The sequence below is a fragment of the Gemmatimonadetes bacterium SCN 70-22 genome (assembly GCA_001724275.1).
Lineage (GTDB): Bacteria > Gemmatimonadota > Gemmatimonadetes > Gemmatimonadales > Gemmatimonadaceae > SCN-70-22.
This window is the reverse complement of sequence record MEDZ01000008.1, coordinates 1-13933: the sequence shown is the minus strand read 5'-3', so window position 1 is coordinate 13933 and position 13933 is coordinate 1. Positions and strand designations below refer to the sequence as shown.

The window sequence follows — 13933 nt, the reverse complement described above, 5'->3', positions numbered from 1 at the left end:
GTCCTACCGCCCGCGATGCCGCGGCGCGTCACACCCCGGCAGGCGGTACCCCCCGATTCGCGTGGAGTAGTTGGCGTCGCCCGCGCGCAGGTAGTCGCCGACGTACCAGATGGTGCAGTCGTCGGATGGGTCGATCGCGGTCTGCGTGTAGTCCTGCCACCGCAGCGTGTTCTCCTGCGCGCCACCCCCCTCGACCAACACGTGCTCGCGCAGGGTGAGCGTCCCCCTGGGGTCACGCGCGCGCCGCGCCGCGAAGCGCTGCCCCGCGAAATGCGGTGTCCCGCCGAACGAGTAGCCGATCCCGATGTTGCCCGCCCGATCCATGGCCGGCGAGGCCATCCAGCGGTACGACGAATCGGGGGCGAACGTCCCCTGCTGGTAGAGCTGCAACGCGCGCCGCGGCCCCACGCGGAACTCGTACCAGCGCACCCCGCCGCCGCCGGCGCTGGTGTTCACCGAGTGCACGGCGACGATCGACTCGCGCGCGCCGATGCGCCGGTACACCACGCGCGCCATCAGCTTGTCGCCCTGCGCGTCGAGGCGACGCTCGGTTCCCGGCTGCGGAACGCAGCTCGTGAGCTGCCCGTCGCACAGGTAGTGGTACGGGGCGACGGCGACCTTCACCGGGCCCGCGACCTTCGTGCGCGACGGATCCTGCCAGTCGACGGCGAACGTCCAGGCGTAGATCCCGTCGTCGTCGACGTCCTTGTGCAACTGCGTCCCGCCGGCGGCGAGCATGATGTTGGGCGCCCCGCGTGGCGGGAGCGCGGTCCCGTCGAGGTCGGCGTTGTTGAGGAAGTTGACGCCGTCGATGACCACGCACTGCTCGCTCGCCGGCGCCCCCGCCAGCATCCGCGCACGCTCGGCGACGCAGGCGTGCTTCTGGATCACGTCGTCGCCCGTGCTGGTGGGGATGTAGTAGCCATCCGGCCACACGGCCGGGCGGGGGTAGTCCGGGAAGAGTGGGCGAATGAACTCGTAGCGGTAGTAGCGCCCCAGCGGGTCGTCGCTGGTGCTCACCGCGTAACACATGGCGTACACCCCCTGCGTGTCGGGGCGCGCGGCGGGCGGAGGCGTGACCGGGGCAGGCGTTGCGGCTGGCGGAGGCCCCTGCTGGGCGGCACCGGGCGGCGACGGTGGCGGCTGGCGCAGCACCTGCGCGACACCCGGCTGTCCCCGTTGCCCCACCTCGCTGGCGTGCGCCCCCTCACCCGCCTTGGGTGGTGGCGCGTGCCGCTCGTCCTTCCGCACGCGCGAGAAGATCGGCATCACGACCAGCCATCGATGCGCCAGCTGGTCGTAGCGCACGACGGCGTCGCCGTTGTTCTTCTCTTCGCACGGCCCCCCGAAACCGCGGAAGAGGTTGTTCGTCGGCACCGGCCCGTACAGCGGGCGCCCCGTGGTGTCGTACCGCGTGCCTCGCTTGGTGAAGACGGCCAGGCGCGTGTTCACCACCTGCACGACGTGGTTGGGCCCCACGGCGAGCGAGTTGTCCGAGGGATTGCGCAGCGTGGCCGCTCCCTGTGGTCCAACAAAGGAGGCGCCGATCCCGTCGAACGAGGCAACGAGCTGGGCGGATGCCTCACCGCCGTGCGCGCGCTGTTCCACGTCGGCGCCCCCGGGAGCGACCGGCCGTCGTGGCGGCGGCGCGCCGCCTTGGGCGATGTCGTGCACCGCGGCACCGGCACGCTCGGGGGCGCCGGCGCCGTTCGGCGGGCTGGCGACTGCAGGTGTGCTGGCGCGTGCAGGCCGGCGGGCGCCCGACTGGCCGGCGGCGCCCTCGGCAGGCCCGGCACCATCATCCGGTGGGGCAAGGCGCGTCGAACGCTGCTGGCCGTCGCCGCGCATCTCCCGGGGGTGTTCGACCAGCTGCATAAGCTGGCCGAGCGGCGGTGAGGTATCGAGGGCCGCCGCGTGGCGCACCGTCACCGCGGACCGGGATGTCGCCCCGCCCCTCCCGTGGGACCGCGCACTCGGTGTCCCATCATGGGAGGCCCCGGTGCAGCCCCATGCCGCGACGGCGCCCGCCAGGGCGAGCGCCGTCGGCAGCGCCGTCGCCAGCGCCCCGACGGCGCGCTCGCGCGGGCGGGGCGTGCGCACTACCGCTCCGGCATCGCGGCCAGGCACTCCACCTCGATCTTCGCGTTGGGGACCACCAGCGCCGCCACCACCACGGTGGTGCGCGCCGGCGGCGCGTCGGGGAAGAACTCGCGGTACGCCTGGTTCATCCCGGCGAAGTCCTTCACGTCGACCAGAAAGACCGTGCACTTCAGCGCGTGCGCCATGTTCGTCCCCGCCGCCTCGAAGACGCGCTTGGTGTTCTCGAGCGCCTGCCTGGTCTGCCCCTGGATCGTGGTGTCGGGGTTGGGACGCGTCCCGAGCTGGCCGGAGGCGTATACGAGGTTGCCGACGCGAATGGCGGGGGTGAGGATGGGCGAGGGGGTCGTTCCCGGGGGGATGATGACCTCGCGCTTCTGCGCCCGGGCAAGGGTGGGGGCGGACGACAATGCGAGGAGGGCAAGCAGGAGGGTGCGGGACATCGAGTGCCTCGTGACTGGGTGGCCGGGTGAGCAGATCCACAACGTGCGAGCGTGGTGCAGCGCTGGCAACTCCCGGCGCTGCATTCGCCGGAGCCGCGCGACGATTGCCTCGCGCAGCGCCGCGCCGCATTTTCGCCCGGCCTCGTCCTCCACGCTCCCCGCGCACGCCATGCCCGACGACACCTCCCCGACCGAGCCGCCTGCCGTCCCCACCGCGCCGATGGACCGGCGCGATTTCCTGCGCGTGGCCGGGGCGGGCGCGAGCGCCATCCTGGCCACCGGGTGCGCCTCGGCCACACCCTCCCCGTCGCCGGCCCAGGGCGTTGCACCTGCCAGCGCGACCCGGGGCAGCGGTCACATCGTGGTGGTCGGAGGCGGCGCCTGGGGCGGGTGGACCTCGCTCCATCTCCGCCGGCGCGGGGCGCGCGTGACGATGATCGACGCCTATGGCCCCGGCAACTCCCGCGCCTCGTCCGGCGACGAGACGCGCGGCGTGCGCTCGTCGTACGGCGATCGCGCCGCGGCCGGCGCGCTGTGGACCTCGTGGGCGCGCACCGCCATCCAGCGCTGGCAGGCCTTCGACGACGAGTACGCGGCAGAGTTCAACACGAAGTTCTTCCACACCACCGGCGACGTGATCTGCCGCGCCGCCGAGGAACCCTTCGTGAAGCGCACGCTGGAGCTGTGGAAGGCGCAGGGCGTCCCGCACGAGGTCATCGACGGGGACGAGGTGATGAAGCGCTGGCCCGTGATCGACGCGCGCGACATCACGATCGCGATCACCGAGCCCGACGCCGGCGTCGTGCGGTCGCGCCATGCCACGCAGGCGGTGGCCGCCATCGCGCAGCGCGAGGGGGTCAGGCTGGTGATCGGGCGGGCCCGGCCGGGGACGGTGTCCCAGGGGGTCATGGATGGCGTGGTGCTCGACGACGGGACGGTGATCCGCGGCGATCGCTACCTCTTCTGCTGCGGCCCGTGGCTCCGCAAGCTGTTCCCCACGCTGCTCGAGAACCGCATGCGGATCCCGTTAGGCTACGTCTGCTACTTCGGGGTCCCCGAGGGCGACCGGCGCTTCACCTACCCGCACCTCCCCAGCTACAACTTCCCCGGCGTCACGGGATGGGCCGCGCTCCCGGTGGACCTGCGCGGCTTCCGGGTGCGCGGCGCCATCGCCCCGCCGCTCCCTCCCGGGCCTCCCCCCGCGGCGTCGCCGGGCGCCGCCGCCGCGGCTCGCCAGGGCGCGACGATCGACACGGCACAGCAGGATCCCGACACCAGCGGGCGCTGGATGAACCAGGAGCGCATCGACGGATCGCGCCGCTTCGTGCAGGCCCGCTTCCCCCTCCTTGGCGACGCGCCGCTCCTCGAGACGCGCGCCTGCCACTACGAATCCAGCATCAACCGCAACTTCATCATCGATCACCTCCCGGAGACGACCAACGCATGGATTGCCGGCGTGGGGCAGGCCGAGGGATTCAAGTTCGGCCCGGTGGTCGGGGAGTACATCGCGCAGCGCGTCCTTGGTCACGAAGGCGATCCCGCGCTCGCCGCCGCCTTCAAGTTCCCAACCGAGGTCTACGAGCCGCAGGCGGAACCCACGCGGGACGACGCGTAATCGCCCCCGTCGCGTCCCGGCCATCCCCGCGCGGCGCGCCTCACGACCCTCGCCCCCCGGGGGCAGCCGTGGCGGGCGCGGGAGGGCGTGCGCTGCCATATTGTCGAGCATGACGACCTCCGAGGACGAGACTCCTCCCGCAGGCGAGGGGATGGGGCGCATCGACGTGGCGGGCCTGACGCACACCGGGTTGATCCCGACCGAGAACCAGGACCACTTCCTCGTCGCGACGATGCGGAAATCGGTCGAGGTCGGTGCCTCCAACCTCGATCCGGCGCGCCTCGCCGGCCGTCTTGGCGTCGCGCAGGCCTACCTCATGGTTGTCGCTGACGGCGTCGGGGGGCGCGCCGGCGGGGCCGCCGCCAGCAGCCGCGCCGTCGAGACGACGCTCGAGTACATCGCGCGCGCCAGCGGGTGCTTCCAGGGGATCAACGTGGACGAGGAAGCGGCCTTCATCGAGAAGATGGAGGAGGCCGTGCACGACGCCCACGAATCGCTGCGCCGGGAGTACGGCGACTCCGAGTGGGCGCCGGCCACGACGCTGACGATGGTCATCCTCGTCCCGCCCCGCGCGTACCTCGTGCACGTGGGCGACACCCGCGCCTACTACCTGCGCCGTGGCCGCCTCTTCCAGCTCACGCGCGACCAGACGTTCGGGCAATACCTGGTCGACACCGGTGCGATGACCGAGGACCAGGCGATGGCGTCGCCCATGGGGCGCACGCTCGCCAGCGCAGTGGGGAGCGGCGAGGTCAACCCGTCGGTCGGCCTCATCGACCTCGAGGCGGGCGACACCCTCCTCCTGTGCAGCGACGGGCTCACGAAGCACGTGCCTAACGACGAGATCGCCCGGCTCCTCCAGGCGCCGCGCAGCGCGAGCCAGGAGTGTGACGACCTGGTGTCGGCCGCCCTTGCCGGCGGTGGCACCGACAACGTCACGGTCGTCGTGGCGCGGATGGCGTGACATGGCGGCCCGCCGCGCCCCGCTCCCCACGCCCCGCACGGCGGAACCGCGTCCACCGCACGGCCGATGCCGGCTGCGGCCGGGCCGCCACCAGACGGTCACTCCCCGCACTCTTCACCCATGATCTGGTTCGTGGCCCTCGGCAGCGCCCTCGGCGGCGCGGTGCGTTATGCGATGTCGGCCTGGTTCGTGCGCGTGGCGGGCGCCACGTTCCCGCTCGGCACCCTCGTCGTCAACGTCACGGGATCCTTCCTGCTCGTCGTGCTGCTGCGCACCATGATCGCCTCGCCGGCGGTGTCGCCGGCCCTCCGGGTCGCCTTGACGACGGGTTTCTGCGGCGGATACACCACCTTCTCCACGTTCAGCAGCGAAACGCTGGCGTTGCTCGAGGGGGGCGAATGGCGCCGCGCATCGCTCTACGTGGCGTTGAGCGTGATCCTCTCGCTGCTGGCGGCGTTCGCGGGACTCGTCGTCGCCCGGCAGCTGCTGGCGTGGCGGCAGGCGTAGGCGGGAGCGCCGCAGCATGGCCCCGTACCGCGACACGCCACGATCCCGCAGGAGGCACCCATGAGTCAGCCGGCTGGACTGGCGTCGACGCCACCACCGCTCCTCGGCGAGCGGACGCTGATGCGCATCACGATTTCCGGTGACGACCGCTACGAGGGGCGCGCCACCTCACTCGCGATCGTCGACCTGCTGCGCACCCGGGGCTTTGCCGGGGCCACGGTGCTGCACGGCATCATGGGATTCGGCGCGCGAGGGACCGTGCACAGCGAACTCAACGAGATCACGTCGCAGGGGCTCCCAGTCGTGATCGAGACCGTCGAGACGGAGGCCCGCATCGCCGAGGTGCTGCCGACCCTCGACCGGATGATCAGGGGCGGGGTGATCACGCTCGAGCGCGCCGCGGTGCGCCTCCATCGCGCCTCCGCCATCCGTGAGGGGCAGGGCTCCCCTGAAGCCTCGCCCGGCTCCGCGACCGCAACCTGACGAGTGGCCACATGTCATCCGCACACGACGCCGGCACTCACGCACAGCCCCGCGGCTTCAAGGGCGAGCGCGTCCTCATGCGCATTCACGTCGGTGAGGCCGACCGATGGGAGGGGAAACCGCTCTACCATGCCATCGTCGCGCTCCTGCGCGAGCGACAGTTCGCGGGCGCGACGGTCTTTCGCGGCATCCTGGGCTTTGGTGCGCACGCGACGGTCCACGAGCCCCGCCTCTTCCGCCTCTCCAGTGACCTCCCGATCGTGATCGAGTGCATCGAGACGGAGGCGAACATCGAAGGCGTCCTCCCCGAGCTCGACCGCATGATCGGCGGGGGGCTCATCACGCTCGAACGGGCACGCGTCATCCTGTATCGCCCCGACGCTCCGCCCGGCATCGATCCGGATCACGGCTGGTCGCTCGACGTGACGGGAGACTGGCGGGCACGCCCGTCGGATCAGGCGCCGTGAGACGATTCCTCACACGTCCATGCGCGTCAGCGAAGCGCAGTCGCCAGCTGCGGCCGGCGGCCGCGCGCCGGACGACGTCACCCCGCCATCCCGCGCCGCGCCGGTTCGAGGTCGACGTTGCGCTTGCGCGAGCGGCAGTCGTCGCCGCGCGGTGGCTGGAGCGCGCTCGCGCCGCCTACCGCCCGCGCACCGTCAGCGCGCGCTCGCCGCGCACGGGGATCGTCCCCTCCGCCGTGATCTCCAGCTGCATGAGGTAGCGCCCCGGCTTGAGGGTGGCGAGGTCGACGACGACGGCACGCGGGGTGTAGCCGCGCCCGCGCGCCGACACGTCGCTCATCCCCACGGTCACCGGCTGCGCCTCGCGCACCAGGCGAAGTGCGGTCAGGCCGCGCCGCATCCATCCGCCTTCGCCCTGGTCCTCGGGCGCTACCGTGATGGAGACCTGGATTCCCTCGCCACTGGGGTCGGTGTTGTACGTCTCCCAGTAGATCCCCACCTTCGCCCCCTCCGTCACGACCTGCGAGGCGCTGGCGTGCGGGAGGACCTCCTCGAGGGCGCGCGGCATGCCGTCGTACGGCTCGAACAGGAGGAGGTCGGAGATGCTCACGCGCGATCCCGGAGTGTCGGTGGCGCGCATCCCGTAGCGGGCGCGGGCCAGCACCTGCTGCCGTCGCGCCCCAGCCTCCGCGCTCATCAGCATCGGTCCCCACGTGGTGCTGGCCGAGATCGTGCCGCGCACCCCCGGAGCGGGGAGCCTGACGATCGTCGCATCGCGCTCCTCACCCTTGGTCAGGACCAGCGCGGCCGTCATCTCCCCAGCGCGCGCCGCTCCCGCCAGCGCGCGGTCGCCGCTCACGTCGTACGCCATCACCACCAGCGCCGAGTCGCCGCGACGGAAGATCGCCGACTGGTGCGTGAGCGGGAGGAGCCGTCGCGCCACCGCCGGGGCGTAGCGCGCGCGCACTCCCGGCAGTCCCTTGCCACGCCATCCCACCGAATCGCTCAGGGCAGGGTTGAGCACCGTCGCCGCCACCGGGAGCATCGGCGGGGCGGGGGTGGGCTCGTGCCCGGTGATGACCTTGGTCGATCCACGCCCCGATACGTAGACCTCGTGAAACGACCAGGCGCGCGGCCAGCCGTAGCGCAGGAGGAGCTCGCGCTCGTCGGCGTCGAACCCCATCGCGTACACCGACGGTGCATCCTCGACGAACACCGTGTAGAGGCGGCGCGAGAGGAACTCCGTGCGTGCGTCGTTTCCCGCCAGCGACATCATCGGGCGCGCCAACCACCAGATGCGGTCCTCGAACGCCGCGCGCCGCGCGCACCCCAGCTCGCGGTAGTCGCGAAGGAGGCGGTCGTCGAGCACGAGCTTGAGGTCGCGCCATTCGCAACGCTGCCGCTCATCCATCAGCGACAGCGCGCGGCTCCAGGCGCTGTCTGACGCGGCGTAACGTCCCGCCTCGTGCAGGGCGAAGCCCTGCAGCGCGTGGCACCACCATCCCCCCGCCTCGCAGCGCGCCGCCGCCCGCACCGCGTCGTCCACTCGCCCCGACTCGGTGAGGTACCGGACGAGCTGTCCGGAAGTCCAGCGATCGTCGGGGAACTCGCGATAGGTGGAATCGAGGATCGCGACGAACTTCGCGCGCTCGCGCGCGATCGTCTCCGGCTCGCTGGGGGGAGGGGGCTCGCGCTCGTCGTACCAGTAGCAGAAGCGCCCCACCTGCTCGTCGCACTGTGTCGCCCCGCCCCCTCGCAGGCTGAGGCGCGGCAGGTGACTCCGGCGGAAGGCCTCGAATGCACCTTGCTTGTCCCGGAGTGCCCCCAGGCGCGGCGCCGCCGCCTCGGGGGTGACGGGGCGAACCTCCATCACCTGCGCGTGGACAGCGAGCGCGGCGAGCGGAAGAGTGGCGGCGATGAGGGCGACGTGGCGCATGGTCTCGAGATGACGGGTGGCGCTGCTTCGTGTACGTCCGACGAGGGGAAAAGGGTCCGGCGACGCGTGCGCCGATGCGCGCTCGCCCGAAGGAACATGTGCCGAGGCGTGCAATTCACCCACCCCTCTCCCGACTCCCGGGTCCGCTGCCCATCGTCCCCTCCCACATCGTCCACGCGGATCCGACTCCCCTCGCCAACCGTCGACTTCATGCGGCTCTCCCCCTCGCTCGCTGTCCTCCTCTTCACGGCGTCCACTGCCGGCGCCCAGGCGCCGGAGGTCGCCCGGATCGTGGTCTCGCCTGCCAATCCCACCGTGGTCGCGGGGGACACGCTCCGCCTCTCCGCCCAGGCATTCGATGCGTCGGGCAAGGTGCTGGAGGGGGTGCGCATCCGCTTCCAGGCCCAGGGAGGGCGATTCGAGGGGACGGTCGATTCGCTCGGCCTCGTCGAATCGGGAGCCACGGGGACGCTTCCGGTCGTGGCCGTCGCGCTCGTTCCCGGGGTCCGTCCCAGGGTGGAGCGCTTCGAGGTGCGCATGGTCCCCGGCCCTGCGGCATCCATCACGCCTTCGCACGCCAGCGTGAAGCTCGCCCTTGGCCAGCGGCTGCGCCTCGGCGGGCACGTCTACTCGCAAACGAAGGACCTTCGGGCCGCCGATCGCATCACCTGGGTCTCGACCGCGCCTAACGTGGCACGGGTCGACCAGGACGGAATGGTCGCGGGCGTTCGGGCCGGCCGGGCCACGCTCACCGGGACATCGGGGAGCGCCAGGGTCACCGTCCCCGTCGAGGTCGTCGGCGTGGAGGTCGCGTCGCTCGAGCTCACCCCGGGACACGTCGATGCGCGAGAGGGCGACGTGCAGCGCTTCCGCGTCACGGCACGCGATGCCGGTGGCAAGGTGGTCGCCGGGCTCACGACGTCGTGGTCGTTCGCCCCGGGCGAAGGGCTCATCGAGCAGGACGGGACCTTCACCGGCTATGTGCCCGGCGAGTACGTGGTCACCGCCTCCCAGGGCTCCCGCTCGGCGCAGGCGGTCGTGCGCGTCACCGCACGCGAGGTGCGCCGTCCGCTCACCGTCGTCGGGCGCCTCCCGCGCACCCGTTTCACCACCGAGGAGGTCTGGATCCACCCCGATGGCAAGCACGCCTACCTGGGGTCGGGGAGCGGGGGCGACGTCATGTACGCCATCGACATCTCCAACCCCGCCAAGCCGGTCGTGACCGACTCCGTCGTCTCCAACACGCGCCGCGTGAACGACGTGATGACCACCCCCGACGGCAAGTTCCTCGTCTTCACCCGCGAGGGAGCCAGCGACCGCAAGAACGGGATCGTCATCTGCTCCCTCGAGGACCCCGCGCATCCCAAGGTCATCTCCGAGTTCACCGACGGCGTCACCGCCGGCGTGCACTCGGCCTTCATCTTCCGGCAGGAGAAGTACGGGACGCACATCTACCTCACCAACGACGGCACCGGGGCGATGCATGTCATCGACATCAACGATCCCTACAAGCCGAAGGAAGTGGCGCAGTGGCGCACCCCGCGCCTGCACGGCGACGCCGGGCGCACGCTGCACGACATCGACGTGCAGGACGGTCTCGTCTACGCCAGCTACTGGAACGACGGCCTCGTGGTGCTGGACGTGGGCAATGGCGTCAAGGGCGGGAGTCCCGGCAATCCGCAGTTGGTGTCACAGTACAAGTACGACCTCAACTTCCTGTACCGGGACGTCGAGGCGGTGGGCGGGTCCGGCTTCATCCGCGGCACGCACACCGCGTGGCGCCACAAGAACTACGTCTTCATCGCCGACGAGGTCTTCCCTGCTGCCGGGGTGAAGGGGGCAAAGGACGCCGCCGCCGGGCGCGCCTACGGGCGCCTTCAGGTCATCGACGTCTCCGACATCGCCAAGCCCCGGTCGGTGGCCTACTACGAGCCGGAGTTCGGCGGGGTGCACAACGTCTGGGTGGCGGGCGACACGCTGTACATGGGGGCGTACAACGGCGGCTTTCGCGCCTTCGACATCTCGGGGGAACTTCGCGGCGACCTGCGCGCCCAGGGGCGCGAGATCGGCCACCTCAACACCGCCGACATGGACGGCAGGGTGCAGAACGCCGCCATGACGTGGGGCGTCGTCGTGAAGGACGGCCTCGCGTACGTCAACGACATGTACAACGGGCTGTGGATCGTGAAGATCGAGCCCAAGCCACTCGTGGTGCCGTAGGACAGAAGACGAGAAGACGAGAAGACGAGAAGACGAGAAGACGAGAAGACGAGAAGCGGAGCGACCGGGACATGCCGCGGTGCTCCGCTTCCGTCTTCGCCCTCCTTCGCGTCGCGCCCGTGCGTCGCGCCCGTGCGTCGCGCCCGTGCGTCGCGCCCTCGCGCCGCGCCCGGCGCTACCGCCTGGTCACCACGAGTATCGCCCCCATCGGATGCCCCGTGCCGAAGCGCGTCGTCGCGTCAGCGGCGTTGATGAAGCGGATCTCCTTCACGTTGAGCGCCGTGACGTTGGCGAGGGTCGACACGCCACCGGTCTGGATGCCGTCCACGTAGACGACGATCCCGCTGTTGGATTGCGTGTCGGAGAACCCCTGCGAGGCGCGACCCCGCAACATGGCCGGGCGTAGGCGCTGCACGGCCTCGAGCGCATTGGTCACTCCCGCCGCCGCGATCTCCGCCTCCACGATGAGGTTCGAATTGCCGCGTGCCGGCGCTGCCGCGGTCTGCGGCGTGGCGCCTCCGCTCCCACCTCCACCGCACGCCGCGACGATCGGGACGAGCAGCAGCATCGTGCCAAACGCGCCGAATCGGCGAGACCTCATGGCTTCCTCGTTGGTGGCATGGTCACGACGGAGTCACCCGAGTTCCCCCGTCGGCGCAACGCTCTCACCCCGCGGTGCTGAGCGCAAGGGCGGCGGCGTCGGCCACGAAGCTCTCGCCGTCCAGTCCGTCGGGAATGCGAACCCCCAGCGCCGCCAGCGCGCTCGGCATGACGTCGACCGTGCGCCGCGGCGGCTGCGCGACGGGGTGATTGACCACCAGCGGGGCGAGCATGTGGTCACGGTGCAGGGCGCCGTGCGCCGAGCGGTGGGGAATCGGCTCGTAGCGCTCGCGAAAGTCCCAGCCGCGCGCCGCCGAGAGCAGGACGTCGCCCGAACGCGGCGACGATGCCAGGTGCGCGATCTGCACCAGCGCGTCCGGGTAGTCGGTGTCGATGGTCACCTCGTACGCCTCGCGCCCCCCCGCCCCCTCCACCTCGCCGATGCCTAACGGATCGCCATCGATCGGACGGTAGGAATAGCTCCCCTCGTCCCACGCGACCTGCGCCGACCCGCGCCCCCTCGCGCGCACCTCCGCTTCGCCTGGCGCCTGCGGCAGGATCACGAGGTCCACCGACGATCGCTCGAGCAGCGAGTGCACCACCCCCTCCCAGCGTGCCGCCAGCGCCGGCCAGAAGGGACGCTGGCGATGCTCCAGCTCGAGATAGAGGTGCGCCATCGCATTCCCGCTCACCATCACCGCCACCTCGTGCCCCGCGCCCACCGTCCACGGGTGGGCGAGGGTGCGGAACCCCCACGTCTCGCCCATCAGCACGGCGAGGTCATCGTGCCGCTCCACCGGGGAGTGCCCGTGGTCGCTCACGACCCACAGCTGCGTCCGTTCCCACCGTCCGCTGCGCTCGGCGTCGTGCCGGATCTCTGCGACGACGTCGTCCAGCGTCCGCATCGCCTCGCGCACGAGCGAGCCGTCGTGTCCGGCGGCGTGCGACGTCTTGTCGATCCCGGTGAAGGCGGCGAAGACGAAGGCGGGGGCCTCGCGCCGGACGCGACGCACCACCTCGTCCCCGATCTCGCGATCGATGGCGAGCCACCCGCGCACGTCACCCCGGAAGTGCGTCGCAGCCGCCCGGGCGACGAAGCGCGCCCCCCGCCCCAGGCGACACCCGTGCGGGAGTCCTCGCTCGATCACCGCCAGCGCCCCCAGCGACGAGTCGGCCAGCTCGAACACCGTCGGCGCATCGTCCGCCAGGTCGCGGTCGACGAGGCGCATCCCCCAACCCACGTAACTGCGCGAATGCGCCAGCCATGGACCGATCGAGCGGGAACGATCGAACCAGCGAAGCCCGGGGAGCCCCACGCTCCCCGGAAATCGCCCCATGAGGAAGGGCGTGTACGCCACGCCGGTCACCGACGGCCACGCGGTGGTCACGGTATGCACTCCCCCCTCCTCCCCCAGTTGCGACAGGTGAGGCAGGGCCCCCCCGGCCATCGCTGCGCGCAGCGTGTCGGGACGGGCACCATCAGCCAGGAGGATGATGACGGGCAACGGTGAGGGGTTCGCGAGGTGGCGCAGTGGGGGGCGACATGCCGCAGCCGTTCCGCCCCCATGCGTGTTACGCTAAGCTCATGCGCGTGTTGCGCGCTCACACTCCACGATCTTAACCACTCGATGGCCAAGCGTAAGCAACCCCAGCGCGAGAGTCGGTCGGCGTCGGGGCGGCCGATGACCCCCGGCCGCCTCCTGGATGCCGGCAAGGAGGCGCTCGAGGGGCTGCGTGAACGCACCGAGTCGGGCCACCGTGCCGCGGGGCGCATGCCGCCGTCGGAGTCGTCCAGCGCCCGTACCAGCGGTGCGCACCGCGTGATCGACGCCTCCATCCGCGATCCGCTCCCGCTCACGGAAGACGCCAAGCTCCTGCAGAAGCGCTTCTCGCGCGATGACTTCACGCGGACCGATCCCTGGCGCGTCATGCGCATCCAGGGAGAGTTCATCGAGGGGTTCGACACCCTGGCCAGCGTGGAGAAGGGGGTCACGATCTTCGGCTCGGCCCGCACCGGACCCGATGACCCGCAGTACGTGGCGGCGCAGGAGACGGCGCGCCTCCTCGCCGAGGCCGGATTCGCCATTCTCACCGGCGCCGGCCCCGGCATCATGGAGGCGTCGAACAAGGGGGCCAAGCTCGCCGGAGGGCGCTCCATCGGGTGCAACATCGAGCTCCCGTTCGAGCAGGGGGCCAATCCGTATGTCGACACGCTCATCAACTTCCGCTATTTCTTCGTGCGGAAGACGATGTTCATCAAGTACTCGAACGCCTTCGTGATCTTTCCGGGCGGCTTCGGTACGCTGGACGAACTGTTCGAGGCGCTCACGCTCATCCAGACGGGGAAGATCTACCAGTTTCCCGTCGTCCTCTTCGGCCGGCACTACTGGGCCGGGCTCATTCGCTGGATCCAGTCGCGGGTGCTCGGGGAACGGAAGATCTCCCCGGGTGACGTCGACCTCATGCTGGTGACCGACGATCCCGAAGAAGCGGCACGGACGGTGATTGCCGCGTACGAGGCACAACTCAGCGCCGCCCGTGGGCGGCTGGAGGGAGGACTTTGAAGAACAAGAAGACGAGAGGACCAGGGGAGGGGAAGACGAG

13 protein-coding genes are annotated in these 13933 nt (G+C 71.2%); 8 read left to right on the top strand and 5 right to left on the bottom strand.

Going from position 1 to position 13933, the window contains the following annotated elements:
• Positions 1-3 precede the first annotated feature (3 nt).
• The gene (locus tag ABS52_05825; GenBank protein ID ODT04169.1) at positions 4-1608 is read right to left on the bottom strand and encodes a hypothetical protein; all 1605 of its coding nucleotides are present in this window, start codon (positions 1606-1608) and stop codon (positions 4-6) included.
• Here ABS52_05825 and ABS52_05820 point away from each other — a divergent pair.
• Positions 1591-1896 (top strand): hypothetical protein, encoded by a 306-nt coding sequence (locus tag ABS52_05820; GenBank protein ID ODT04168.1) that lies wholly within the window; start codon positions 1591-1593, stop codon positions 1894-1896. The two genes, ABS52_05825 and ABS52_05820, sit on opposite strands and share 18 nt — an antisense overlap.
• A gap of 203 nt (positions 1897-2099) precedes the next feature.
• Here ABS52_05820 and ABS52_05815 read toward each other — a convergent pair whose 3' ends face one another.
• Positions 2100-2462 (bottom strand): hypothetical protein, encoded by a 363-nt coding sequence (locus ABS52_05815; GenBank protein ODT04224.1) that lies wholly within the window; start codon positions 2460-2462, stop codon positions 2100-2102.
• A 247-nt stretch (positions 2463-2709) separates the two neighbouring features.
• On the opposite strand from ABS52_05815, the gene ABS52_05810 reads away from it, so the two are divergent.
• The 5 genes from ABS52_05810 to ABS52_05790 all read left to right on the top strand — a co-directional run bounded on the left by ABS52_05810 (position 2710) and on the right by ABS52_05790 (position 6576).
• Entirely contained in the window at positions 2710-4155 is a 1446-nt protein-coding gene (locus ABS52_05810; protein ID ODT04167.1) for a hypothetical protein, read from the top strand.
• Between the two features lie 109 nt (positions 4156-4264).
• Positions 4265-5119, top strand: a complete 855-nt coding sequence (locus ABS52_05805; GenBank protein ODT04166.1) for a hypothetical protein — start codon at positions 4265-4267, stop codon at positions 5117-5119.
• A 120-nt stretch (positions 5120-5239) separates the two neighbouring features.
• Positions 5240-5626 carry a hypothetical protein gene (locus ABS52_05800; GenBank protein ID ODT04165.1) on the top strand — a complete coding sequence of 129 codons (387 nt, stop codon included), beginning with the start codon at positions 5240-5242 and terminating at the stop codon, positions 5624-5626.
• A 60-nt stretch (positions 5627-5686) separates the two neighbouring features.
• Positions 5687-6109, top strand: coding sequence for a hypothetical protein (locus ABS52_05795; protein ODT04164.1), 423 nt, complete (start codon positions 5687-5689; stop codon positions 6107-6109).
• An 11-nt stretch (positions 6110-6120) separates the two neighbouring features.
• On the top strand, positions 6121-6576 hold the full coding sequence (locus tag ABS52_05790; protein ODT04163.1) for a hypothetical protein: 456 nt from the start codon (positions 6121-6123) through the stop codon (positions 6574-6576).
• A 175-nt stretch (positions 6577-6751) separates the two neighbouring features.
• On the opposite strand, the gene ABS52_05785 is transcribed toward ABS52_05790, so the two are convergent.
• Positions 6752-8509, bottom strand: coding sequence for a hypothetical protein (locus tag ABS52_05785; GenBank protein ODT04162.1), 1758 nt, complete (start codon positions 8507-8509; stop codon positions 6752-6754).
• A gap of 210 nt (positions 8510-8719) precedes the next feature.
• Here ABS52_05785 and ABS52_05780 point away from each other — a divergent pair, with 210 nt between their 5' ends.
• A complete protein-coding gene (locus ABS52_05780) occupies positions 8720-10729 on the top strand; it encodes a hypothetical protein (GenBank protein ID ODT04161.1) in 2010 nt (669 codons plus the stop codon).
• Between the two features lie 175 nt (positions 10730-10904).
• On the opposite strand, the gene ABS52_05775 is transcribed toward ABS52_05780, so the two are convergent.
• Together ABS52_05775 and ABS52_05770 are read right to left on the bottom strand one after the other, a co-directional pair.
• Positions 10905-11297 carry a hypothetical protein gene (locus ABS52_05775; GenBank protein ODT04160.1) on the bottom strand — a complete coding sequence of 131 codons (393 nt, stop codon included), beginning with the start codon at positions 11295-11297 and terminating at the stop codon, positions 10905-10907.
• Between the two features lie 97 nt (positions 11298-11394).
• Positions 11395-12834, bottom strand: a complete 1440-nt coding sequence (locus tag ABS52_05770; protein ID ODT04159.1) for a hypothetical protein — start codon at positions 12832-12834, stop codon at positions 11395-11397.
• A gap of 330 nt (positions 12835-13164) precedes the next feature.
• Between ABS52_05770 and ABS52_05765 the strand changes: the two genes are divergently transcribed.
• On the top strand, positions 13165-13893 hold the full coding sequence (locus tag ABS52_05765) for a Rossman fold protein, TIGR00730 family (GenBank protein ODT04223.1): 729 nt from the start codon (positions 13165-13167) through the stop codon (positions 13891-13893).
• The last annotated feature ends 40 nt before the right edge of the window (positions 13894-13933 follow it).